The organism is Streptomyces sp. NPDC001568, from assembly GCF_042893755.1.
GTDB lineage: Bacteria > Actinomycetota > Actinomycetes > Streptomycetales > Streptomycetaceae > Streptomyces.
The window spans coordinates 65,605-88,320 of sequence record NZ_JBIAVF010000005.1 but is presented as its reverse complement, the minus strand read 5'-3'; the positions used below and the strand labels follow the sequence as shown (position 1 = coordinate 88,320).

Annotated in this window: 24 protein-coding genes and 1 pseudogene; 9 read left to right on the top strand and 16 right to left on the bottom strand. The window is 74.0% G+C overall.

Translation table 11 applies throughout. The features are described from left to right. Window positions 1-99 precede the first annotated feature (99 nt). Window positions 100-1,731, top strand: a complete 1,632-nt coding sequence (locus tag ACFY0I_RS10805; RefSeq protein ID WP_388892991.1) for an amidohydrolase — start codon at window positions 100-102, stop codon at window positions 1,729-1,731. A 10-nt stretch (window positions 1,732-1,741) separates the two neighbouring features. Here the strand turns inward: ACFY0I_RS10805 and ACFY0I_RS10800 are convergent, their stop codons facing one another. Continuing rightward, entirely contained in the window at window positions 1,742-2,338 is a 597-nt protein-coding gene (locus tag ACFY0I_RS10800; protein ID WP_388892989.1) for an FAD-dependent oxidoreductase, read from the bottom strand. Between the two features lie 238 nt (window positions 2,339-2,576). On the opposite strand from ACFY0I_RS10800, the gene ACFY0I_RS10795 reads away from it, so the two are divergent. After that, window positions 2,577-2,813: a hypothetical protein gene (locus tag ACFY0I_RS10795; protein WP_388892987.1), complete on the top strand. Its 237-nt coding sequence runs from the start codon at window positions 2,577-2,579 to the stop codon at window positions 2,811-2,813. A gap of 240 nt (window positions 2,814-3,053) precedes the next feature. On the opposite strand, the gene ACFY0I_RS10790 is transcribed toward ACFY0I_RS10795, so the two are convergent. The 6 genes from ACFY0I_RS10790 to ACFY0I_RS10765 form a co-directional block, all read right to left on the bottom strand. Beyond that, a complete protein-coding gene (locus ACFY0I_RS10790) occupies window positions 3,054-3,722 on the bottom strand; it encodes a response regulator (protein ID WP_388892985.1) in 669 nt (222 codons plus the stop codon). Next, entirely contained in the window at window positions 3,719-4,894 is a 1,176-nt protein-coding gene (locus ACFY0I_RS10785; RefSeq protein WP_388892984.1) for a sensor histidine kinase, read from the bottom strand. Before ACFY0I_RS10785 ends, ACFY0I_RS10790 begins: the two co-directional genes overlap by 4 nt. 20 nt (window positions 4,895-4,914) lie before the next feature. Further along, window positions 4,915-5,457 (bottom strand): hypothetical protein, encoded by a 543-nt coding sequence (locus ACFY0I_RS10780; RefSeq protein WP_388892982.1) that lies wholly within the window; start codon window positions 5,455-5,457, stop codon window positions 4,915-4,917. Window positions 5,458-5,608: 151 nt separating this feature from the next. Beyond that, window positions 5,609-6,043, bottom strand: coding sequence for a VOC family protein (locus tag ACFY0I_RS10775; RefSeq protein WP_388892980.1), 435 nt, complete (start codon window positions 6,041-6,043; stop codon window positions 5,609-5,611). A 407-nt stretch (window positions 6,044-6,450) separates the two neighbouring features. Then, window positions 6,451-7,446 carry a type I glyceraldehyde-3-phosphate dehydrogenase gene (gap, locus tag ACFY0I_RS10770; RefSeq protein WP_388892978.1) on the bottom strand — a complete coding sequence of 332 codons (996 nt, stop codon included), beginning with the start codon at window positions 7,444-7,446 and terminating at the stop codon, window positions 6,451-6,453. A 172-nt stretch (window positions 7,447-7,618) separates the two neighbouring features. After that, window positions 7,619-8,575, bottom strand: coding sequence for a GlxA family transcriptional regulator (locus tag ACFY0I_RS10765; protein ID WP_388892976.1), 957 nt, complete (start codon window positions 8,573-8,575; stop codon window positions 7,619-7,621). Between the two features lie 132 nt (window positions 8,576-8,707). Here ACFY0I_RS10765 and ACFY0I_RS10760 point away from each other — a divergent pair, with 132 nt between their 5' ends. From ACFY0I_RS10760 to ACFY0I_RS10750, 3 genes are all read left to right on the top strand, one after another. Beyond that, window positions 8,708-10,786: a DUF4139 domain-containing protein gene (locus ACFY0I_RS10760; RefSeq protein WP_388892974.1), complete on the top strand. Its 2,079-nt coding sequence runs from the start codon at window positions 8,708-8,710 to the stop codon at window positions 10,784-10,786. Between the two features lie 8 nt (window positions 10,787-10,794). Further along, the gene (locus ACFY0I_RS10755) at window positions 10,795-12,357 is read left to right on the top strand and encodes a mucoidy inhibitor MuiA family protein (RefSeq protein WP_388892972.1); all 1,563 of its coding nucleotides are present in this window, start codon (window positions 10,795-10,797) and stop codon (window positions 12,355-12,357) included. Between the two features lie 149 nt (window positions 12,358-12,506). Further along, on the top strand, window positions 12,507-13,025 hold the full coding sequence (locus ACFY0I_RS10750) for a hypothetical protein (RefSeq protein WP_388893592.1): 519 nt from the start codon (window positions 12,507-12,509) through the stop codon (window positions 13,023-13,025). Between the two features lie 5 nt (window positions 13,026-13,030). Here ACFY0I_RS10750 and ACFY0I_RS10745 read toward each other — a convergent pair. Further along, window positions 13,031-13,221: pseudogene (locus tag ACFY0I_RS10745) on the bottom strand (GNAT family N-acetyltransferase); the annotation flags it as partial. Window positions 13,222-13,246: 25 nt separating this feature from the next. Continuing rightward, window positions 13,247-14,200: an RNA polymerase sigma factor SigJ gene (sigJ, locus tag ACFY0I_RS10740; protein ID WP_388892970.1), complete on the bottom strand. Its 954-nt coding sequence runs from the start codon at window positions 14,198-14,200 to the stop codon at window positions 13,247-13,249. A 170-nt stretch (window positions 14,201-14,370) separates the two neighbouring features. Between sigJ and ACFY0I_RS10735 the strand changes: the two genes are divergently transcribed. Continuing rightward, on the top strand, window positions 14,371-14,784 hold the full coding sequence (locus ACFY0I_RS10735; RefSeq protein ID WP_388892968.1) for a hypothetical protein: 414 nt from the start codon (window positions 14,371-14,373) through the stop codon (window positions 14,782-14,784). A 443-nt stretch (window positions 14,785-15,227) separates the two neighbouring features. After that, a complete protein-coding gene (locus ACFY0I_RS10730; protein WP_388892966.1) occupies window positions 15,228-16,055 on the top strand; it encodes a CAP domain-containing protein in 828 nt (275 codons plus the stop codon). 77 nt (window positions 16,056-16,132) lie between these two features. On the opposite strand, the gene ACFY0I_RS10725 is transcribed toward ACFY0I_RS10730, so the two are convergent. The 4 genes from ACFY0I_RS10725 to ACFY0I_RS10710 all read right to left on the bottom strand — a co-directional run bounded on the left by ACFY0I_RS10725 (window position 16,133) and on the right by ACFY0I_RS10710 (window position 18,233). Beyond that, entirely contained in the window at window positions 16,133-16,510 is a 378-nt protein-coding gene (locus tag ACFY0I_RS10725; protein ID WP_388892964.1) for a DUF4180 domain-containing protein, read from the bottom strand. Between the two features lie 98 nt (window positions 16,511-16,608). Beyond that, a complete protein-coding gene (locus ACFY0I_RS10720; RefSeq protein WP_388892962.1) occupies window positions 16,609-16,977 on the bottom strand; it encodes a VOC family protein in 369 nt (122 codons plus the stop codon). A 122-nt stretch (window positions 16,978-17,099) separates the two neighbouring features. Further along, window positions 17,100-17,645 carry an NUDIX domain-containing protein gene (locus ACFY0I_RS10715; RefSeq protein WP_388892960.1) on the bottom strand — a complete coding sequence of 182 codons (546 nt, stop codon included), beginning with the start codon at window positions 17,643-17,645 and terminating at the stop codon, window positions 17,100-17,102. 24 nt (window positions 17,646-17,669) lie between these two features. Next, the gene (locus ACFY0I_RS10710) at window positions 17,670-18,233 is read right to left on the bottom strand and encodes an NUDIX hydrolase (protein WP_388892958.1); all 564 of its coding nucleotides are present in this window, start codon (window positions 18,231-18,233) and stop codon (window positions 17,670-17,672) included. A 393-nt stretch (window positions 18,234-18,626) separates the two neighbouring features. On the opposite strand from ACFY0I_RS10710, the gene ACFY0I_RS10705 reads away from it, so the two are divergent. Continuing rightward, entirely contained in the window at window positions 18,627-19,364 is a 738-nt protein-coding gene (locus tag ACFY0I_RS10705; RefSeq protein ID WP_388892956.1) for a hypothetical protein, read from the top strand. Window positions 19,365-19,386: 22 nt separating this feature from the next. Here ACFY0I_RS10705 and ACFY0I_RS10700 read toward each other — a convergent pair whose 3' ends face one another. Genes ACFY0I_RS10700 through ACFY0I_RS10690 form a run of 3 tightly spaced genes read right to left on the bottom strand, consistent with a single transcriptional unit; the run spans window position 19,387 to window position 21,605 of the window. Continuing rightward, the gene (locus ACFY0I_RS10700; RefSeq protein ID WP_388892954.1) at window positions 19,387-19,938 is read right to left on the bottom strand and encodes a TetR/AcrR family transcriptional regulator; all 552 of its coding nucleotides are present in this window, start codon (window positions 19,936-19,938) and stop codon (window positions 19,387-19,389) included. Window positions 19,939-19,948: 10 nt separating this feature from the next. Further along, window positions 19,949-21,409, bottom strand: a complete 1,461-nt coding sequence (locus ACFY0I_RS10695; protein WP_388892952.1) for an amidase — start codon at window positions 21,407-21,409, stop codon at window positions 19,949-19,951. Next, complete coding sequence (locus ACFY0I_RS10690) at window positions 21,396-21,605, bottom strand: hypothetical protein (protein ID WP_388892950.1); 210 nt, start codon at window positions 21,603-21,605, stop codon at window positions 21,396-21,398. Before ACFY0I_RS10690 ends, ACFY0I_RS10695 begins: the two co-directional genes overlap by 14 nt. 169 nt (window positions 21,606-21,774) lie before the next feature. Here ACFY0I_RS10690 and ACFY0I_RS10685 point away from each other — a divergent pair, with 169 nt between their 5' ends. Then, a complete protein-coding gene (locus ACFY0I_RS10685) occupies window positions 21,775-22,716 on the top strand; it encodes an MBL fold metallo-hydrolase (protein ID WP_388892948.1) in 942 nt (313 codons plus the stop codon).

Below are 22,716 nucleotides of genomic sequence, written 5' to 3'. Positions count from 1 at the left end.
CGGCAGCGGAAACCGGCGCGGCCGCCCCCTCCCCCGCCCTCACCGACTGATCAGCCGACCCACCGGCCGACCCACCACCCCTTCCTCCGAGGAGCCTCCGTGCGCACCCGCCTGGTCCTGTTGTCCGCCCGCCTGCTCGACCCCGCGACGGGAGCGTTCCTGCCGCAGTCCGCGTTGGCGGTCGGCGAGGACGGCCGGATCTCCGCGCTCGGCGCGGACCGGGAGGTGCGCTCGCTCGCCGGTCCCGCGACCACCGTGATCGACCTGAAGGGGGCCGTGGTCACTCCCGGACTGGTCGACGGCCACCTGCACCCCGTCTCCGGCGCCGAACTCACGCACGGGCTCGACCTCTCCGGCTGCGCCGACCTGGACGACGTACGGGAGGCGCTGGCCGGGCGGGTGCGCGCCCTCGGGCCCGGCGAGTGGCTCTTCGGGTGGGGCCTCGACCCCAACGTCTTCGGGGAGCGTCCCGTCGGGACCGCCCCCTTCGACGCCGTGCTGGAGGGCGTGCCTGCCTTCCTGCTGCTCTTCGACGCGCACTCGGCGCTGGCCGGCCGGCGCGCACTCGAACTCGCCGGGATCGACGGCCCGCGCACGTTCGACCAGGCTTCCGCCGAGGTCGTCTGCGACCGCGACGGCCGCCCGACCGGCCTGTTGCAGGAGGACGCCGCCTGCGAGCTCGTCGAACGCGTCGCCCCGCGACCCTCCCGCGCGCAGCGGCGGGAGAGGCTCGCGGCGACGCTGCGGTCGATGGCCGCCGCCGGGCTGACCGGCGGTCACGTCATGGACGCGAACGGCGACAGCCTCGACCTGTACGGGGAACTCGACGCCGCCGGACAACTGCCGCTGCGTCTGCGGGTGGCGCCCTGGTGCCAGCCCGGTACGGATGCCGACGGGGTCCGGGCCCTCGTCCGGCAACAGGGCACCGGTGGGGTCCTGTGGCAGGTCGCGGGCGTGAAGCTGTTCATGGACGGCACCATCGACAACGGGACGGCCTGGCTGGAACGCCCCGACCGCAACGGCGAATCCGTCCGGGCGTTCTGGCCCGATCCCGCCGCGTACACGCACGTCATCGGGGAGTTCCACCGGGCCGGCGTGGCGACCGCGACGCACGCCATCGGCGACGCCGCCGTGCGGCACGCCCTCGACTCGGTCGAGAAGGCGCAGGCGTCGCACGGGACGGGCGGGGTGCGCCACCGGGTGGAACACATCGAGACGGTCCCGGACGACACCCTGCACCGGTTCCGGGAGCTGGGCGTGATCGCCTCCGTGCAGCCCACCCACTGTTGCGACTTCACCCGGGCCGACCACACCGACAACTGGTCGCGCCGGCTGGGCGAGGAGCGCGCCTCGCGCGCCTGGCGCTGCCGCGACCTGTGGGAGTCCGGGGCCACCGTGGTGCTCGGCTCCGACTGGCCGATCGCACCGTACCCGCCGCTGGGCGTGATGGCCGGCGCCCGGCACCGGCGCCCCAGCCGCGATCTCGGCATGCCCCCGCACGGACCGGAGCAGGCGCTGACGGCCCTGCAGTCGCTGCGGGGCATGACCACCGGCCCGGCGTACGCGGCGGGCGAGGAACACCTGGCCGGCCGGCTCGCGCCCGGCCACCGCGCGGACCTCACCGTCCTCGCCGCCGACCCCCTCACCACCGCCGCCGTGGACCTGCCCGCTCTGCCCGTCCTCCTCACCGTCGTCGACGGCCGCCCCACCCACCGCGACCCGGGCCTGTGACCGCCGTCGGTCAGGGGCCCGTCAGGGGCGGCCCGGGTGCGGGCCCGTGACGGCCTCCGCCAGCAGGCGGCGCCCGGCCGGGGTACTGAGGACTCCGCGCAGGGCGGTGTCCCGCCGGGTCGAGGGAGGGGTCCTCCACCCTCAGGTCGGCGAGCTGCCAGGCGCCGGCGTAGGTCCGGCCGCGGAACGCCGTACCGGCCAGGGTGCGCAGGGTGCTCGACGCCCCGTCGGCCGCGACGACCCAGCGGGCGCGCAACGGCCCGACCCCGTCCGCCCGCAGGGTGACGCCCCCGGCGTCCTCGGCGACCGTACGGACCGCCGCAGAGCGGTGGACCCGTACGCCCGCGCGTTCGGCCTCCGCGCCGAGCAGGCCCTCGGTCGCGCACTGGGGGACGGTCAGGATGTACGGGTACGGGGACGGCAGCCCGGCCGGCCCGCTCGGGGTCAGGGCCTCCAGGGTCCGGGCGTGCAGGTCGGTGGCCCGGGACTCGGTGACCGGCCCGGGCCGGCGCTCCAGCACCACCACGCCGAGCCCCGCTCGCGCGAGCAACAGCGCGGCGGTCAGCCCGACCGGCCCCGCCCCGACCACCGCAACATCCACGTCCACGTCGCCCCCCTGCCCGGCACTCCAGGGGGTCGCGCCGCGAGGTCCCCGCGCGATCGTCCCGGCGACGGAACCCGAAGGAACGCGGAGGACGGCACACGGAACACGGCGCCGCCCGGTCCGGTGGGCGCCCCCCGCGGTGACCGCGTTCCCGCCCGCACCCGCGCGCCCCGCCCCCCGAACGCGGTTTCCGTTCGTGTCGCCGCGCCCGCCGGCGCCCGGGACGTGGAACCGTCTCCGCATGACCGAAAGTTCGACGCCTTACATCGCCGCGGCCCGGGTCACCGTCCTTGCGGTGCAGCCCGGCAACCCGCCCTTCCGCCTCGTCGAGGTCGACGGGGAGTTCATCGGCAGGGCCACATCGATGACGGACGTGCTGCTCGTCGCCGCGGAGGCCGGCGTCACGGTCCACGACCTCGACGACCCCGAGGACGTCCACTGGGTGGGCGGCGGCAAGTTCACCTGGAGCGTCCACTGAGCCGTCCCTTCCGGATCACGCGGGTCGGGCAGGATCCGCGAGGGACGGCTCAGGGGCGTGCCGCGCGAGTGCGGCCGGCCCGACCGTGCTCGCCGGGGGTGCGACTGCCGTCGCCATGAGCGGGACCCGCCCGTGCGGCTCACCGCTGGAACTCCCGGCCCGCCGGCGCGTCGCCGGCCGGCCCTGCGTCGACGCCGGCCGGTGCGGCGGGTCCGCGGCCGGGACCACGGTTGTCGGGTGTCAGGTCAGGCCGGCGGTGATGGCGAGGCGTACGGCTTCGGCCCGGTCGCGGAGGGCGGCCTTGGCGAACAGGTTGTTGATGTGGGTCTTGACCGTGGCCTCGCTGATGAAGAGCCGTTCGGCGATGGCCCGGTTGGGGAGGCCCTGGCCGATGAGGGCGAGCACCTCGCGTTCCCGCAGGGTGAGGTCGCCGGGGAGCGGGGTGGGCGCCGCGGACGGGGCGGGGGTGCGGGCGGCGGCCAAGAGGCGGGCCTGGACCTCGCGGTCGAGCACCGACTGCCCCGCGGCGGCTGCCCGGATGGCGCGGGCGATGTCCTGGCGACCCGCGTTCTTCGTCAGGTAGCCGCGCGCGCCGGCGCCCAGCGCCGCCATGATCGAGGCGTCGTCGGCGAAGGTGGTCAGGACGACCACCGCGACCTCGGGGTGGTCCGTGCTCAGCCGCCGGGTGGCCTCGGTCCCGTCCATGACGGGCATCCGCAGGTCCATCAGTACGACGTCCACGGGACCGGCGGCCACCGCCGCGAGCACCTCGTGCCCGTCGGCCGCCGCGGCGACGACCTCGATGTCCGGCAGCAGGGCCAGGACCGCGGCGAGGGGTTCGCGCACCGCGGCCTGGTCGTCGGCGACGACCACCCGCACGGGCCGCTGCTCCGGGGTGGGTTCGTTCATCGGGGGACCACCGCTTCCACCTGCCAGCCTCCTCGGTCCGACCCCGACGTGAGGGGGCCGGTGGTGATGGTTCCGCCCAGCAGGGCGATGCGTTCGCGCATGCCGATCAAGCCCCATCCGCTGCCGCCGGCGGCCGGCGGCCGGGTGCCGGGGCCGGGGCCGTTGCGCACGCTCAGTACCGTCCTGTCCGCGGCGAGGGCAAGTCGGACGGTCACCGCGGCGCCCGGTGCGTGCCGGGCGGAGTTGGTGAGGGCCTCCTGGGCGACCCGTAGCAGGCCCTGGACGACCTGCGCCGGCAGCGGGTCGGCCCGTCCCTCGACGGTCAGCGCGTCGTGGTGGCCGAAGGATTCCAACATGGCGGTCAGGCTCTCCACCAGCGGCAGGGAGTCCTCGCGCAGGGCGTGCACGGTCCACTGGGCCTGCTTCAGGCTCTCCCTGACCAGGCTGTGGGCCGTGTTGTTGGCCTCCCGGACCCGCTCCAGGTCACCGGTGTCGATGAGTGCGTCGACCAGTTCCAGCTGCATGTTGATGCCGGCCAGCGAGTGGGCCAGGACGTCGTGGACGTCCCGGGCGATCCGGGTGCGCTCCGCCAGGACGGCCGTCCGGGCCTCGGCCCGCGCGGTCCTCTCCGCGGCCTCGGCCGCCTCGATCGCCGCCTGCACCGCCTGTGCGCGGCTGCGCCCGGCCATCCCGGCCAGTACGGCCGTGCCGGTGGCGAGTCCGAGCAGCGCCGGGACGGCCCGGTGGCCCGGTTCGGCCTGCAGGTAGAGGACGGCGCCGCAGAGCAGGCCGCCGAGGACGGCGAGGGCCAGGGCCGGACGCGTGTCCAGGCGGTTCCCGGCGAGGGCGACGAGGAAGACGGCGAAGAGGTACGAGGTGCCGGAACTCGCGGTCCCGAGCAGTGCGGCCGACGCCACGACGCCGAAGGCGGACCAGGCGAGGAGGCGGCGGTCGGGGATGCGGTCCGCGGGCATGACCCGGACGGCCAACACCGCGCAGTTGACGGCGAGGAGGACCGTGACGGCCAGGCCCCGGCCGCTGAGGCCCAGGGGGCGGACGGTCGCGATCCCGGCGGCGGCGAGGGCGATGGCCACCGTCCACCGGGCCAGGGCGCTCCGCTCCCCCTGCGGGCGGACGGGGGCACCGGCCCGGTCCGTGCCTCGTGTTGGCATGGCGTGACCCTAACCCACGGTCAACCCGCGCGACCGGCGCCGACGACGGGGCGCGGCCCGGGCCGGGCCGGCAGCGCGGGGGGCAGCAGCCGGCTGCGTACGAAGATCGTGGCCAGCCGGGTGACGACCTCGGTCAGTGCCATCAGCACCAGTGCCGTCACCCACGCCCGGGAGCTGGTGATGTGGTGGTCCAGGCTGAAGCGCGCGACGTCGTCGGCCCCGCCGTGGTCGACCCACAGCTGGAAGCCGAGTCGTGCGCCCATGCCGAGCACCCACAGGGCCGCCGAGACGGCGCCGGCCTTGATCAGGATGTGCCCGTCGGCGCGGCGCATCCAGGTGAAGATCCCGCCGGTGACACCGAGGAGCGCGCCGACCCCCATGAGGGCGCCGATCAGGACCGGGTCGTTGCCGTCCGTGGGGATCCCGTCGAGGTACTGGAAGCCGACGAAGGTCACGATGCCGAGGGGCAGGAGGTAGGACCGCGGGCCGAGGGGGCCTTCGCGCAGCTGCCGGAAGACGATGAGGACGAGGGCGATGTCGATGATCCAGGTCGTGGTGGTCATGTCCGCAAGCGTGCTGCGCGGCGGCGCGGAACACCTGCACCCAGGGGTGGAGACGGGGGTGGAGATGACCCGCGCGCCTCCCTCACGGCCCCTGCTCGACCCCTCTACGCCCAGGGCCCGACCACGCCTGCCGGTGGCCCGGAGCACGCCGTTACGGGGAGCCGAGGTCCGGGATCGTCAGGGCGCCGTCCTCGGCCAGGGGGAAGCCGGGGTTGTGGGCGATCTCCCAGAGGTGGCCGTCGGGGTCGGCGAAACAGCCCGAGTAGCCGCCGTAGAAGGTTTCCTCCGCGGGTTTGGTGAGGGTGCCCCCGGCCCGTTCCGCCGCGGCGAGGAGGGCGTCGACCTCCTGCCGGGACCGCAGGTTGTGGGCGAGGACGATGCCGCCGAACCCCGTGCCGCGGCTGTCGGGGAGACCGCAGTCCAGCGCGAGCTTGTCCCGGTCCCACAGGACCAGCCCGAGGCCGCCGGCCTGGAAGAAGACGGTTTCCTCGACCTCCTGCCCACGCCAACCGAGACGCTCGTAGAACACCCGGGAACGCCCGAGGTCCACCACTGCCAGGGTGATCAGACTGACGCGCTGGTCCATGACCGGAAGCTAACACGGGCTCCGGCGCGATCCGCGGAAGGTATGCGCAGGAGGCGGTCGACGGCCCGGATCAGGGCGTGTTCCCCCGTGCCGGCCGCCGAGGTGATCCGGCCCGCCGCGCCGTACGGTGCGCGGCGGCCCTCACCCGGTCGGGTCGGGCGTCGGGTCGAGCAGTCGCCACGTGGTCAGGGCGATCCGGGCCCGGGTCAGTCCGGCGGGTCAGGTCGTCGCCGGCTGTCTGCTGGGCGCCGATCGGCGCGTGATCGGGGCCGGTCGCCCGACAATTGGCGACCGCGGGCCGGGGCGCGCGCGCACGTACGTCGGCGCGGAGCCGGCCGCACCCGCGCGGGCTCCGGGCGGGCCGTCCGTGGCGGCCCTCCGGAGTCCCGGCGGTGGGTGGTGTCGGCTCAGCCCGCGAGGAGGGTGAGCGTGTCGATCACCCGGTTCGAGAAGCCCCACTCGTTGTCGTACCAGGCGACCACCTTGATGTGGCGGCCGTCGACGCGGGTGAGCTCCGCGTCGAAGATCGAGGAGGCGGGGTTGCCGGTGATGTCGGAGGACACCAGCGGGTCGTCCGAGTACTCCAGTACGCCGGCCAGGGGTCCGCTCGCCGCGGTCCGGTAGGCCTCCAGCACTTCCTCGCGCGTCACGTCGCGGGCGACGGTGGTGTTGAGCTCGACGATCGAGCCGACCGGCACCGGCACGCGGATCGAGTCGCCGGACAGCTTGCCCGCGAGGTTCGGCAGGACCAGGCCGATCGCCTTGGCGGCGCCCGTCGAGGTCGGCACGATGTTGACGGCGGCGGCGCGGGCGCGGCGGGGGTCGCGGTGCGGGCCGTCCTGCAGGTTCTGCTCCTGCGTGTAGGCGTGCACCGTGGTCATGAAGCCGTGCTCGATGCCCGCGAGGTCGTCCAGTACGGCGGCCAGGGGCGCCAGCGCGTTGGTCGTGCACGAGGCGTTGGAGACGATCGTGTGCACGGCCGGGTCGTAGGTGTCGGAGTTGACCCCGTACGCGAGCGTGACGTCGGCGCCGTCGGACGGCGCGCTGACCAGCACCTTGCGCGCACCCGCCTTGATGTGGGCGCGGGCGGCCTCGGCCGAGGTGAAGCGGCCGGTCGCCTCCAGGACGAGGTCGACACCGAGCTCGGCCCACGGCAGCTGCTCCGGTTCGCGCTCCGCGAGCACCGTGATGCGGTGGCCGTCCACGACGAGGACGTTCCCGTCGACGGTCACCGGGCGGCCGAGTCGGCCGGAGGTGGTGTCGTAGGCGAGCAGCCGGGCGAGGGTGGCGGGCTCCGTGAGGTCGTTGACGGCGACGACCTGGAGGTCGCTGTCGCGTTCCAGGAGCGCGCGCAGCACGTTGCGGCCGATGCGGCCGAATCCGTTGATGGCGATGCGAGTCATGAGCGATGTCCCTTCGTTCGCCACCAGGTTCGCTCCCGCACCCCGCCCGTCGACAGAGGCGGGATCGCCATGGTTCAAAAGGATCCCGCCAAGTCCCGCCAAAGGGGTCCCGCCCACAAGGATCCCGCCGACCGGTGGTGCCCGCAGCGCACGCCCGGCCACCGGGCGCGAGCTACTCGCCCTGGGTGAAGGTGCGCCGGTACTCGGTCGGGGTGGTGCCGAGGATGCGCTGGAAGTGCAGGCGCAGGTTCGCGCCGGTGCCGAGGCCCACGTCGGCGGCGATCTGCTCGACGCCGCGCTCCGAACGTTCGAGCAGCTCGCGGGCCAGGTCGATGCGGGCCCGCATGATCCACTGCATCGGCGTGTAGCCGGTGTCCTCGGCGAAGCGCCGCGAGAACGTGCGGGGCGAGACCCCGGCGTGCCGGGCGAGGACGTCCAGGGTGAGCGGGTCGGCGAGCCGGTGCAGCGCCCACTCCCGGGTGGCGGCGAACCTCTCGCCGAGCGGCTCGGGCACGCTGCGCGGAACGTACTGCGCCTGGCCGCCGCTGCGGTAGGGGGCCGCGACCAGCCGCCGCGCGGCGTGGTTGGAGGCTGCCACGCCGAGGTCGCCGCGCAGGATGTGCAGGCACAGGTCGATGCCGGAGGCGGCGCCGGCCGAGGTGAGGACGCTGCCCTCGTCGACGAACAGCACGTTCTCGTCGAGGCGGACCAGCGGATGCCGCGCCGCGAGGGCCCGTGCGTAGTGCCAGTGGGTCGTGGCGCGCTTGCCGTCGAGGAGGCCCGTGGCGGCGAGCGCGAACGCGCCCGTCGAGATCGCGGCGAGCCGCGCGCCGCGCTCGTGGGCGGTGATGAGCGCGTCGATGACGGGCCGCGGCGGATCGTCACGGTCCGGGAACCGGTAGCCGGGGACGAAGACGATGTCGGCCCACGCGAGCGCCTCCAGCCCGTGGGTCACGTGGTAGGAGAGCCCGTCGCCCCCGGCGACCAGGCCGGGCGCCGCCCCGCACACCCGGACCTCGTACGGCATGCTCGCGCGGGTCGTGAAGACCTGTGCGGGGATCCCGACGTCGAGCGGCTTGGCGCCTTCGAGGACGAGCACGGCGACGCGGTGGAGGCGAGGAGCGGACACGACCCCGACCCTACGCGCCGGCCCTCGACCGCCCCGAACCCCTCGGGCGTCCCAGGAGGTCGTTCCGGGCCGCCCCGTCGGTCGTCCGGCGTAGGCTTCCGGCAGGCACGGACGTGGCAGGGGGCGGAGCGGATGGCTGCTGGGGTGGGACAGGGGTGGGAGTCGGACCTCGACTCGGTCGTGGTGTACGCGCGGGGCGCGCTCTGTCGGCGCCTGGCGCGCGGCAGCGTGCCGCCCGACGGCCGGGTACGGGTGGCCGGCCTGCCCCGTTCGCTGGACCCGGGATCGCTGCGGGCCGCTGTGGTGGGCTCCCTCGGGGTGCGCGTGACGGAGGCCCGGGTGGAGGTCGAGGCGCAGCCGCTCGGCGCCGGCGCTCCTGACGCGTTGCGCCGCGAGGTCGAGCGGCTGGGCGAGGAGCACGCGGCGGCGCGGGCCCGCCGGGACCGGCAGTCGGGCCTGATCGAGGAGGTCCGGGCGCTGCACCCGGTGCCGCCGCCGCGCAACCCGGAGGATCCGCACCGTCGTACGCCGGTCGACGCCTGGTTGGACCTCGCCGACTTCGTCGACGGGCGACTCGCCCGGCTGCACGCCCGCCTGGTCGAGCTGGAGGAGGCGCTGACCCTGGCCGGGCACGAGCTGGCCGTCGCCTCGGACCGGCTCGCGCGCGCCTCCACCGACGCGCCGTCGGCGCACGTGGAGACCACCGTCTGCGCGGTCCTGACCCTCGACGGGGCCGCGGACGCCGAGGTGGAACTGGAGTTGGAGTACGGGGTGCCGGGCGCCGTCTGGGTGCCCGCCTACCGCCTCAGTCACCGTCAGGGCGACGGCACGGGCCGTCTGGTGCTGCGGGCCTCGGTCGCCCAGCGCACCGGCGAGGACTGGTCGGGCGTGCGGATCGCCCTGGCCACCGCGGACCTCCGTCGCCGCACCGACCTGCCGAAGCTCCGCTCGGTCCGGATCGGACGGCGGCAGCCCGACCCCGCCCCGTCCGGCTGGCGGGAGCCTCCGGCCGGCCTCGCGGACCTGTTCGCCGGGTACGCGGCCGCGGGCCCCCGCCCGGCCCCGGTCGCCGCGCGCGCGACGGCCCCGGCCGTCCCCGTACAGGCTCCCCCGGCGCCGCTACCGTCGCCACCCCCTCCGCCCCCGCCCCCGCCGCCGGCTCCGCAGGCCTACGGTGGGCCGCCGCCCGCGCTGCCCGTGCCCGGCGGGGCCCCCGAGTTCCGGGCCGGCGGGGCACCGGCCTTCGCGCAGCCGGCCCAGGCCCGTACGTCGGCGCGGGCCGGCGGGCCCCGGTCCGTCGCGGCCGGTGCCATGGCTCCGGCGGCTCCCGGCATGGCGGCGGCGCCGCCACCGGAGCGACCGGCTCCGCCCGTCGGTCCGCCGCAGCCGAGCGGCGCCGAGCTCGACTACGCGGCCCTCGCGCTGCGCGGTCCCGACGAGCCGGTCGGCCGCCGGGGCCGGCTGTTCCCGGACTCGCCCGTCGACCCGATGGCGGCCGAGCACCGCCGCCGCGCCGAAGCGGTGGCCGCGCTGCCGCTGCCCGGGCATGCCGTACGGCCCCGCGAGTCGGCGGGTTCCTTCGACCACCGCTTCGACGCGGCCGCCCGCGCGGACGTACCGTCGGACGGCAGCTGGCACACCGTCACCGTCACCGAGATCCCGGTCGGGCTGCGTACGGAGTACCTGTGCGTGCCGTCCGTCGAGCAGACCGTGTACGGGACGCTCGTCCTGTCCAACGCCACCGGCCAGGCCCTGCTGGCGGGACCCGTGGAGGTCACCGTCGACGACGAGTTCCTGTTGACCGCCGCCCTGCCGACGCTCGCGCCCGGCGGTGTCCGCCGCGTGGGGCTCGGTGCGGCCGAGGGCATCCGGGTCACCCGCCGTACGAACCTGCGCGAGTCGACGGCCGGGCTGCGCAACAACACCACCGTCCTGGACCACCGGGTGCACGTGGAGGTGGCGAACCGGCTCGCGGGAGCCGTCACCGTCGAGGTCCGCGAGCGGGTGCCCGTCACCTCCGAACCGGACGTCCGCATCGAGGAACGGGCCGACTGGACCACTCCCGAGGAGGGCGCTCCGGAGCACCATGCTCCGGGCACCAGGGTCTGGCGGGTGGAGCTGCCCGCCGGCGCCACCACCGCCCTCGAAGGCGGCTACGAGATCCGCATCCCGGCCGGCAAGGCCCTGGTCGACGGCAACCGCAGGAGCTGAAGCACACCATGTCCACGGACCCGAAGCCGATCGCCCTGCCCGTCACCGCCGTCACCTGCCTGGAGGACCGCGCCCACATCGAGCGCACCGCCGACCTCGATCTGGAAGCCGGGGTGCAGCGCCTGCGTCTGGGACCGGTCACCGCGCTGGCCGTCGACCGCACCCTGCACGCCGAGTTGGTCGCCGACCACGACGCCGCCGTGCTCGACGTACGGATCGTGCGCGACTGGACGCCGCGCGGTCCGCAGTCGCCCACCGTGGACGACTCCGCCGTGCGCCACCGCGTGCACGCCGTCGAGGAGGAGCGGACCGCCCTGGGACAACACCGGGACCGGCTGCGGACCCGGCTCGACGTCCTCGGCCGGCTCGCTTCGGACCTGCTGCGGGAGATCGGCGAAGGCGCCGGCTGCGGGGAGAGCGAGGGCGACCGCTGGAACCGCGAACTGGACCGCGTCGACGACGAACGCGACACGTACGGCGAGCGACTGCGCACGGTGGAGGCACGACTGGCCACGCTGTCCGGCGAACTCCACTCCCTCCAGGCGGCCCTGGGCCTCTCCGAGGAGGAGCCCGCCGAGCTGGTCGGCCACATCGAGCTGACCGTGGACGCCGCGGTCGCCGGGCCGGTCCGGCTGCGTCTGAGCCACCTCACCCCGTGCGCGCTGTGGCGGCCCGCCTACCGGGCGGTGCTCGACGGCGACTCGCTGACGTTGGAGACCGACGCGATGGTCTGGCAGCGCACCGGGGAGGACTGGTCCGACGTACGGCTGACGTTGTCGACGGCCCGTTCGGCGCAGGCCACCGATCCGCCGCGGCTGGGCGAGGACCGGCTGACGCTCAAGGACCGCTCCGCCGCCGAGCGCCGCACCGTGGACGTGGAGCTGCGCGAGGAGGAGATCGGCGACCTCGGCCCGGCCCCCGTGCTCGGCCTGCCGGGAGTGGACGACGGGGGCGAGGCCCGTGTACTGAGCTCCCCCGTACCGGTGTCGGTGCCCGCCGACGGCCGCGCCCACCGGGTGCCGCTGTCCGCCTTCACCTCCGCCGCGAGCAGCGAGTACGCCTGCTCGCCCGAGTTGTCCCCGCTGGTGACGCAGGTGGTGCGGTGCGACAACCGGTCGGGGCACGCACTGCTCGCGGGCCCCGTGGACCTGGTGCGCGGCAGCGGGTTCAGCGGCCGCGGCACGCTGGACTTCACCGCCCCCGGCGCCCCGGTCGAGCTGGCCTTCGGCAGCCGTGACGACCACAGGGTGGTCCGGTACGCCGAGGAGTCCCGGGACTCCGTCGGGATCTCCCAGCGGACCCTGGTCACCCGCACGGTGCGGCTGCACCTGTCCCGCTTCTCGGCGCCGGGCGAACAGGACGACCGGGTCGTCGCCGTGCGGGAGCGGATCCCGGTCTCGGAGGTCTCGGCGGTGGAGGTGCGCCTGCGCCGGGAAGCGTGCTCCCCGGCGCCCGACGCGGTGGATGCCGAAGGCATCGCCCGCTGGGACGTGACGCTCCCGCCCGGTGGCCGCCGCACGGTCACCCTGGTCTACGAACTGTCGGCGAGCGCCAAGGTCATCGGGCTCTGACACCCGGCGGCCGGGCGGCGCCGGGCGAGCCGAGCGAAGGGGTGGTTGACCGCGCGTTCTTCGTGATGCTCCGGTCCTCGGGCAGCGCGGCGATCCGGTCGGCACGCATGCGCGACGGCGGCTCGTCCTGCCGTGCGAAGCTTTCGACCATGGCGCCTGCGACAGTCCGGGGACTTCCCCTGCCCGCCCCACTGATCTCCCTCATCGACCGTGGCCTCTGGCAACACCCGGGTGACGCGGTGTTGTCGAAGGTCATCCCGTGGTTCCGGGACCCGCTCACCTTCGTGCGGGACCCGGAGCAGATGGCGTTCGCGTCCCGATCGATGGACATCGTGGCCGACGATCCGCACGCCGGCTACTTCCGCCAGGCCCGCGGAAGCAGGGGCACCGCCCCGCTCGAACTGCCGTGGCTCGACGTCGACCGGGCGGTGCTGATCGCCATCACCCGCAACCCCGGTGATGACGGCGCCCTGGCCCTCGACTACCGCACCGATCCAGCGGATCCCCGCGTCCTCGGCAGTGACTACTGGACGGACCCCGAGTGGTGTCGGTGGCGGGTCGTGGCACCCACGTTCTCGGGCTTCGTCGCGAGCTGCGCCGCCGCGATGAAGTCCGAGGCCGGTACGACCACGCGGCCGACACCGGCCCGGCCATCCTCACGAGGGTGACCGCCATCCGTGACCGCGAGGTCGAGCCGGTCGGCTTGTTCACTTCGTGATCCGTACCAGGCGCGCAGTCGCTCCAACGTGAGCTCGACCGAGGCCCGAAGGTGTAGCGGACGAGTTCGGGATCTTCGATGACCTCGGCCATGGTGATCGCGTCGGCCTCCGTGAAGGGCCGCAGCACGGTCCGCTCACCACGCAATACGCTCGGCTCCGCTCGGCTCCGCTCAGTTCCGGCCGTCGGCGGTCCACGGGCGGAGTTTCTCCGGGTTGCGGATCGCCCAGATGTGGGTGATCCGGCCGTCGGCGAGGTTGAAGGCCGCCACGGTGACCGTGACTCCGGCGTGTTGGGCCACCAGGCCGGGCATGCCGTTGACCGTGCGTTCCAGCAGCGTCAACCCGGGTGCCTTGTCGGCGATGTGGATCAGGTAGGCGGCGATGTTCTCGCTGCCCTGGACCGGGCGGAGGACGGTTCCGACCATGCCGCCGCCGTCGGCGGTCATGGTGGCGTCGGGGTCGAGGAGGCCGACGAGGGCCTCGATGTCCTTGGCCTCCCAGGCTTCCTTGAAGTTCCGCACCAGACCGGCCTGCCCGGCCGTCGCGGCCACCGGTGCCTGCGCGGCGCGAATGCGGCGGCGGGCCGAGGTGGCCAGCTGTCGGCAGGCCGCCGGTGTGCGTCCGACGATGGCGGCGACTTCGGCGAACGGGTACCGGAAGACGTCGTGCAGGACGAACGCCACGCGTTCAGCGGGCGTCATCGCCTCGAGGACGACGAGGAAGGCCATGTTCACCGACTCGTCCAGGGTGACCCGGTCCGCAGGGTCCACCGGTTGGGCCGTGCCGACGCCGGCCGACCCGCTGATCCACTCCCTGCGGTCGGGCAGCGGCTCCGGTATCCACGCGCCGACGTAGCGCTCGCGCCGGACCCGGGCCGAGCGGAGCAGGTCCAGGCAGATGCGGCCGGCGACCGTGGTCAACCAGGCGCCGGGCGCGGCGATGGCCTCCTGCTGCTCGCGCGACATCGCGTACCAGCGGGCGTAGGTCTCCTGTACGGCGTCCTCGGCCTCGGCCAGCGAACCGAGCAGCCGGTAGGCGAGGTTGATCAGCTGGCGCCGCTCGCCGACGACCGTGCTCAGGTCCGGCTCGAACCGCTCGTGCGCTGCCTCGGATGGGGTGCTCATGGTGGCGGCCTCTCCTTGGTTCTCTCGTCCGGTTCCGCTCTCGCCGGTTCGACGAAACACCGCACAAGATCGTGAGGTCGGCGGATCGCCTCACATTTCGCGGACCCATCTCGTCGGGCCAGCAGGACAGTACAGATCCACCGCCGCGAGGCAGAAGAGGGGACCACATCATGGCCATCACCCGGACGGCGACGACACATCACCGCCTCACCACGTTCCTGCGCGTCTCCGTCGTCCTGCAGACCGCGGCGCTGTTCTTCCAAGCGGTCACCGCCGGGATGCTGCTGTCCTCGTCCACCGGCGGGGTACTGCACGATGTCGGCTCACGCGTGATGTACGGCGCGTCGATGCTGTACGTGCTCGCGGCGGTCCTCGCCTGGCGGCCGGGCGGCAGATCGCCGCGTCCCATCCTGTACGCGTCCGGCTTCCTCGTGCTCGCCTCGGTGCAGGTGGTGCTGGGCATCGCCCACATACCTTCGGCCCACGTTCCCCTGGGCGTCCTGATGTTCGGCCTGAGCGTGCTGGCGCTGGGCGGAATGCTGTCCCCCCACCTGTCCCGGCGCTCTGCCGAAGCCCGGGCGTAGCCGCGGCGCGAACCACCGCCGGGGATTCCCGGACGGTGGTTCGCCGGCGGGGGCGGTGAAACAGTGACATGCGCCACAGAGCCTCCACGGGTCACGGAACCATTACGACCGCATGCGGGTCCGTGACATTTCGCCATTTGCCCGCCGGCGGTCGACATTTCCCTCTCCGGCGAAATGGGCGTCTCGAATGCTGGGACGGCAGTGAGCAACTTTCCTTGTCAGCACTGCTTCTGAAGACGCGTCATCCATCTCGGATCGACCTCGGCCCGCGTGGCAGGCACGATCGCCCGACCATTTCAAGCCCGGTGCGCGGCGCCGGCGCTCGGGCCGGTGGCGAGACTTGCCGGCCCGTTGGGGGGCTTCTAAGAATGGCGGCCCGTCCGGCGCTCCCGCAGCAAGGGACGCAGGACGCTTCGCAGAAACCAAGTGAGGTCAGGTCACGTATGCAGAGGCACCGCAAGACGACGCGCTACCGGAAGATATCGATCGCCGCAGTGACGCTGGGCGTCGTGGGCATACCGACCGCCGCCATGGCATGCCTGGACACGGACGGCAGCTCGTCCAACGCCTCCCGGAAGCCCTCCGCGCGCCCTTCCCACAGCGCTTCGGTCCCCGACGTGCCCCTCCCCGGTATCGCTTCACCCACCCGGTCGCCCCAGGACCGGACCCAGGCTCCCGACCCGAGGCCGACGGACCCCGTCGGTGCGGGTGGCGGCGGGACGACCGTGCCCGTCTCCCAGACCTCACCGGCCGCACCGCCGGCGCAGCCCAGCAGCACCCCCGCCCGGACCCCGACGGCGACGAAGCCCCCGGTGTCGGCCGAGCCGACGAAGCCGGCGCCGGCCCGTCCGACGAAGCCCGCCGGCGGACAGACACCGCCCACCGCCCCGGGTTCCGGGCCGACGGCCCAGGTGGTGGCCCTCGTCAACCAGGAGCGGGCCAAGGCCGGATGCTCGGCCCTCACGGTCAATGACAAGCTGACGGCGGCCGCGCAGAACCACAGCCAGGACATGGCCTCCCACAGCAACATGTCGCACACCGGATCGGACGGCTCCGACCCGGGCCAACGCATCACCCGCGCCGGCTACAACTGGAGCACGTACGGCGAGAACGTCGCCTACGGGTACGGCTCGCCCGAGCAGGTCATGAACGGCTGGATGAACAGCCCCGGCCACAAGAAGAACATTCTGAACTGCTCGTTCAAGGAGATCGGCGTCGGCTTGGCCCAGCCGAACTCCTACTGGACACAGGCCTTCGGCGCCACCCGCTGACACGCCCCGCTGCTCCACGCCCTGCGGGTGGGACGCCCATGGGCGCCCCACCCGCAGGGCGTTCGGTTGCCGGGGGTTCAGTTGCCGGCGGTCCCGCCGCCCAAGCGGTCCCGGAGCTCCGTGGTGTCCGCGAGGAACCAGGTCTGACGCCCCCGGTTGCACTCGCGGACGAAGTCTCGCAGCGCCGAACTGGCTTCGGTGTGGCGGGTGATGTCGCCGAGGACCACGAGCCCCATGCCGTAGTTGGCGAACTTCTGGACGATGTCCCCCGCGACGCGGCTGCTCAGCCGGAAGAACTCGTCGTCGAGACGTTCCGCGGGGATGACGACCCACCGCGCGCCCTGGTAACCGGCGTTGCCGATGAGGTCCAGGGCATCGGCTTCGCAGCGGATGGCGTCACCGTCGGGTGCGCAGGTGAACACGGGTACGTCGTGAATGGTCAGCAAGGTGCTCATGAAGTCCGAGGGTAGTTCGGCGACTCCCCCGAAGCCGACCGATTTGTACCCGTACCCGGCCCTCCCCTGGTCCGGCGACATCGGCGCCGTCCCGCCGCCTAGCTTCTGACCAGGCAGAACGGATGCCCGGCCGGATCGGTGAGCACCCTCCACCTGTCCTCGTCGGGCTGGTACGCCGGCTTGCTCGCCCCCAGCTCGATCAGCCGCGCCTCGGCTTCGTCCAGGTCGTCGACCGCGAAGTCGAAGTGGAACTGTTGGGGAACGCTCTGGTCCGGCCAGCGGGGCGCCCGGTAGTCGTCCACCCGCTGGAAACCGATGAAGAGGCCGGCCTCGCCGTGGAGACCCGCGAACTCGGCGTCGGATGCCGGATGCGCTTCGAGGCCGGTGGCCTGCTCGTAGAACGCGGCCAGTGCCCGCGGATCCGGACAGTCGAGGGTGATGGCGCACAACTTCATCGTGTGGGGCATGAGGGCAGCATGCCGGAAAGGGCGACCGCGTGCCGTCGCAAGCGCCTCCGGGGCCGGGCGGCGTGTGCCGGGTCCGCAAGGGTTCGCGTGTCCCGCGTACGAGCCCGACGGCCGGGCTCGGGTCACACCCAGGTGTAGTTCTCGTCGGTGACGGCCGCGAGGGCAGCGTCGGTGACGCCCGCGCGCGGGTCGGACAGCGCCGCGAGGGCGGGCCCGATGGGTGGGAAGATCGGGAGACCCGCGGTCTCGCGGTAGTCGACCCACTCGACGGTCCCGAGTTCGTGGCTGCCGTCGGGAAGCTCGTCCCACTCCTGCTCGGCCAGGCCGGCGCGGACCTCCGGGGTGATGTGGAGGCGGTGGATCAGGTGGAGCTTGCGCGGCGCCGGCGTGGGACCGGGTCGGCTGACGCGCTGGTCGACGACCCACAGGAGGTCGCCGCCCTCGGCCCGGTCCACGTCGAGTTCGAGCTCCTCCGCGAGTTCACGGCGCAGCGCCTCCTCGAAGCCTTCGCCGTCCTCCACGTTGCCGCCGGGCGGGGTGTAGTGGGTCGAGCCGTCCCGGTCGCGGCGGATGAGGGCGACGTCGTCGCCACAGAAGACCAGGGCCCCGACCCGGACCTTGATCCGGGAGAACGGGGTGGTCGTCGGCGTACCTGGACTGTTCGGCATGACGACCAGTATCGCGGCCGGCTCTCAGCCGCCTCCGCCTACCGTCCCGCTGTCGGACTCCGCCCGGTCCCGCGTCCACGGCCCGGGCGTCGCGGCCGGGATGACGACCGGCGGTTCCTGCGGGCCGCCGGGCCAGAGCCACAGGGCGCCGGGCGGGGCCGTGCCCGTCAGGCAGGCGATGATCGGTTCGCTGCGCCGGCGGGACGGGTGGGCGGCCAGTCGGGCCCGGGCCTCGTCCAGGGGCACCCAGGCCGCCTCCAGCACCTCGGCGTCCGGATCGCGGGGGCCCAGCGTCCCCGTAGGCCGCTCCGCGCGGAAGGTGATGACGGTCCAGGTCCCCTCCCACCCCGGATCGTCCGTCACCGCGTGCTGCGAGACGCAGGCCAGGCCCGTCGGCCCGGTGACGGTCAGCCCGGTCTCCTCGTGGACCTCCCGCACCATGGCGTCGTGCGCGAGTTCGCCGGGCTCGACGACCCCGCCGGGGAGGACCCATTGCTCCGGCCCGGCCGGCAGACGTTCGCGAACCATCAGCAGGCACCCGTCCTGCTCGACCACGGCCGACACGATGGTTCTGGATGTTCCGGACATCTCCCCCGCCCTTCCCCGCACGGTCAACGACGTGGACGTCGACACCTCAACCCGTCCCGGGCACAGGACCCTCGCGACGGTTGACCGGCCGAACTCCCGCTGCGCATAGAACAATCGACGAACGGACAGGCGGGTACACGTGCACCCACCGGCCCCGCGAAGCTTAGTCGGACGACTGATCGACACCCACCGTCCGGGCACGTTCGCGCACCTCGCCCCGTCATGGAACGCCCGCCGGGACGGCTGTCCGTACGCGACCGCCCACCGGTCGGGTGACAGCGCGCCCGCGCCGCGCCGCAGGGGCGGGTCGCAGCGCGATCATCGGAGGTCGCATCCTTGGGGCGAACGACTTCGCGTACCCGCGCGACGCACCCGAGCATTGAGGAGCATCCGATGAACACCGCCGGAGCAGGTCCGCAGCTGCCGGACGCGGCCAGCGTCGCCAATGCGAAGACGACGCTCCTCCAGCTCCTCGCCCGTGCGGGCGTCTTCACCGGCGACGCGGAGGAGCTGATCGGCGTCGTCGAGGCCGGCGCCCTGGCCCGCGCGTACGAGGAGCTCACGGGCGGTGGGCCGGGCGCTCCGGGAGCCGGGGGCGAACCGGACGGATCCGGCCGGCCCGGCGGCGCCGTCGCCGGCGACGTCGTCCACGAACTCGGCGGCATCGCCGAACGGGCCCTGCGGCGGGCCGTCGGCTCCGACGCGCCGGTCTCCGCGCCCGAGGACAGGCCGCGGGTGCGGAGGATGGAGGTGGAGCGGGCCCAGGTGGCGGTGAGCCCGCTCTACCTGTCCCTCACCTCCGTGTCCGACTTCGACCCCGAGGTCACCACGGAGGTGCTCTCCGCCGTCCTCGGCACGATGGGTTACAGACAGCGGGCGATGTACGCGGGGCAGCTCACCGGGTTCGGTGCCGATCACCGGGCCCGTCTGGAGCGGCTGTACGCGGAGTACGGGCCCGGCAGCGCCATCTCGATCCACGGCCGCTACTCCTTGATCCACTCACCCACCAGCCTCGCCGTGCTGGAACGGCTCGTGACGGACCCGTCCGCGCTGCGCGAGGAGTGGGACGCGGCCGAGCTCCCGCCGGCGTGGTTGGACGGCCTGCTGACGGCGTGGGACGCCTGCGCCTGACCGGCGAGGGCTCCCGCCCCGCCTACTTCAGGCAGTCGGCCACCAGACGGCGCGCGTACGCGGGGTCCAGGAGGCCCGGTCGGAAGAGGACGCGGTACATGATCGGTGCCACGACGGCGTCGAGGACCGTTTCGACGTCGGGGGCCGGCTCGCCGCGGGCGGCCGCCCGTCCCAGGATGACCTCGATCGATTCGGCGGCGTACGCGGAGCACAGGCCGGCGTTGCTGCCGTCCGGGTCGCCGACGAGGGCGTCCCGGATGTAGGCGCGGCCGACGTCCGAGGCCATTTCCTCGACGAACTGCTCGCCCCAGGCACGCAGGTCGGACGCCAGGTCACCGAGGTCCGCCGGTTCCGCGTCGGGCCGCAGGTGCTCCACGGCGACGTCGGAGAGGAGTTCCTGGAGGTCTCCCCAGCGGCGGTAGATCGTCGACGGGGTGACGCCGGCCCGGCCGGCGATGAGCGGAACGGTCAGGGCGCCGCGGCCCACCTCGGCCTCCAGCTCCTGCACGGCGGTGTGCACCGCCCGCTGGACTCGGGCACTGCGCCCGCCGGGACGGGCCATGGGTCTGGGCATGCGCCCCAGCCTAAGGCACGGCCCGAGCGCCGACGGGGGCGTCGGCGCCCTCCGTCCGCACCCGGGGACGGCCCACCGGCGCGAGGGCGCGGGCGGGCTCGGTGAGCTCGTACGCGTGCCCGGTCCGGAACAGGACGGCCTCGTCGAGCGGCCGTCCCAGGAGCTGCATGCCGATCGGCAGTCCGGCCGTGTCGTGTCCGACCGGCAGGGTCAGCGCCGGCATTCCGGTGATGTTGGCCGCCGCCGAGAGGCGCACGTAACCGTCGGAGACGGTCTCGACCGTGCCGTCGGACCAGGTGAAGGTCTCCTGCCCGACCGGTGCGGCGGTCGCCGGGACGGTGGGGGCGACGATGACGTCGACCGTGTCCAGCAGCGCGAGCCAGGCCTGCCGCATGAGGGTGCGGGCGCGCCGGGCCCGCAGGTGGTCGCCGGCGGGCATGAGCTCGCCCGCCTCCAGCAGGAGCCGGACCTCCGGCGTGTAGAGCTCCGGCACGGTCCGGAGCGTCCGCTCGTGGTAGGCCGTGGCCTCCGGGACCATCAGGCCCCACTGGGTGGCCCGGATGTAGCGCGCCATCGGGATCTCGACGTCGACGAGTTCCGCCCCCAACTCGGCGAGGCGGTCGACGGCCCGCCGGACGGCCGATTCGACCTCGGGGGCGACGTGGTCGAAGTAGTGGTTGCCCGGTACGCCGACCCGCAGTCCGGCCAGGTCTTCGGCGGCGACGCGGCCGCCGGCCCGCCACGGGTCGGCGGGGGCCACGGACAGGGACGCGGGGTCGCGGGGGTCGTACCCGGCCAGGGCCGTGAGGACGAGCGCCGCGTCCTCGACGGTCCGCGTGAGGGGGCCGACGTGGTCGAGCGACCAGGACAGGGGCGTCACCCCGTGGCGCGGGACGAGCCCGTACGTCGGCTTGAGGCCGACGACGCCGTTCAGGGCGGCCGGTACGCGGATCGACCCGCCGGTGTCGGTTCCCAGCGCGAACGTCGCCGCCCCGGCGGCGACGGCGACGGCCGAGCCCCCGCTGGACCCGCCGGCGACCCGCCCCGCGTCCTGGGCGTTCCTCGTCCCGGGCGTGGTGAGGCCGTAGGCGAACTCGTGGGTGTGCGTCTTTCCCACGAGCGCCGCGCCCGCCGCGTCCAGGCGCGCGGCGACCGCGCTGTCGGTGGCCGCCCGGTGGCCCTCCCGTACGCGGGAACTCGCGCTGGTCGCCACGCCCTTCGTGTCGATCAGGTCCTTGAGGCCCATGGGGATCCCCTGCAGGGGGCCCGTGTCGCGGCCCGCCGCGAGGTCACGTTCGGCCCGGCGCGCGGAGTGCCGGGCCCGCTCGGCCGTCACGGTCACGTACGCCCCCAGGAGCGGTTCCGTGGCGTCGATCCGGTCCAGGACGGAGTCGACCAGCTCGGTGGGCGACAGGCGCCCGGCCCGGATCTCCCGGGCGGAGGCCGCCAGGGAGAGCTCATACGGCTGCATCGTTCTCCCCCCGCGCGTGAAGGTGGCCGGGTGCCGGGTGCGTTTCGCCGAAGTCGAGTTCCCGCAGGACCGAGACGACGGAGTGGATGTGGTTCGCGGTGGCCGCCACGGCCGCGTGGCGGTCGTCCGGGAGCGGGAGCCCGGCGCGGGCGGCCCATCGGGCCGCCTCCCGGGGGGTGAGTTCGGCGTCGGACACGGGCGCTCTTTCCTGATCGGGGCTGCGAGCGGGGGGAGTTGCGCCCGCCGGGCAACCAAAAGCAAACGGTTTGCCTTAGCCGACCGTAGGGGCTACGTTCACTTAAAGCAATTCCATTGCTTTAACTCCCGGGGGCTGCCCCCCGGCCCAGCGCCGAGGAAGCCGCACCATGAACACGACGAACACGACGAACACGACGAGCACTCCTTCGGCCGGCATCGGCCGCGCCGGCGTCCCCCACTGGTCCGTGGGGGACGTGACCGTCCACCGGGTGGACGAGGTTCCCCTGGCGCCCGCGACCGGGCGCTGGCTGCTCCCCGACGCGACTGCGGCCGTCGTCGCCGAACAGGAGTGGCTGCGACCCGACTTCGCCGACCCGGACGGCGCGCTCCGCCTGTCCAGCCACAGCTTCGCGTTCTCCGTCGGCGGGCTGCGCGTGCTGGTCGACACCGGGATCGGCAACGGCAAGGAGCGGGCGAACCCCGCATGGCACGACCTCCGTACCGACTACCTCCAGCGCCTCACGGCCGCGGGCTACCCGCCGGACTCCGTCGACCTGGTGATCCTGACCCACCTCCACACCGACCACGTCGGTTGGAACACCCGCCAGGTGGACGGCGCATGGGTCCCCACGTTCGGCAACGCCCGCTACCTCACCTCGCGGACCGAGCGGGAGTTCTGGGCCTCCCACCCCATGGACGGGCCACGCCGGCAGATGTTCCGCGACTCCGTCCACCCGGTCGAGGACGCGGGGCTGCTCGATCTCGTCGACGTCCCGGCGGAGGGCCTCGACATCGCCCCCGGCCTGCGCCTGGTTCCCACCCCGGGGCACACGCCCGGCCACCTCGCGGTCCAACTCGACAGCCGCGGAGCCACGGCCCTGATCACCGGTGACTGCGTCCACCATCCCGTCCAGTTGCCGCACCCGGACATCGGCAGCTGCGTCGACATCGACCCCGCACGGTCCGAGGCGACGCGCCGGGCCCTGCTCGCGTCCCTCGCCGGCACCGACGTCCTGCTCCTGGGCTCCCACTTCCCGCCGCCCACCGCGGGCACCGTCAGCGCCCACGGGGACCCCTACCGACTGAGTCCCGTCCCGGCGCGCCACTGA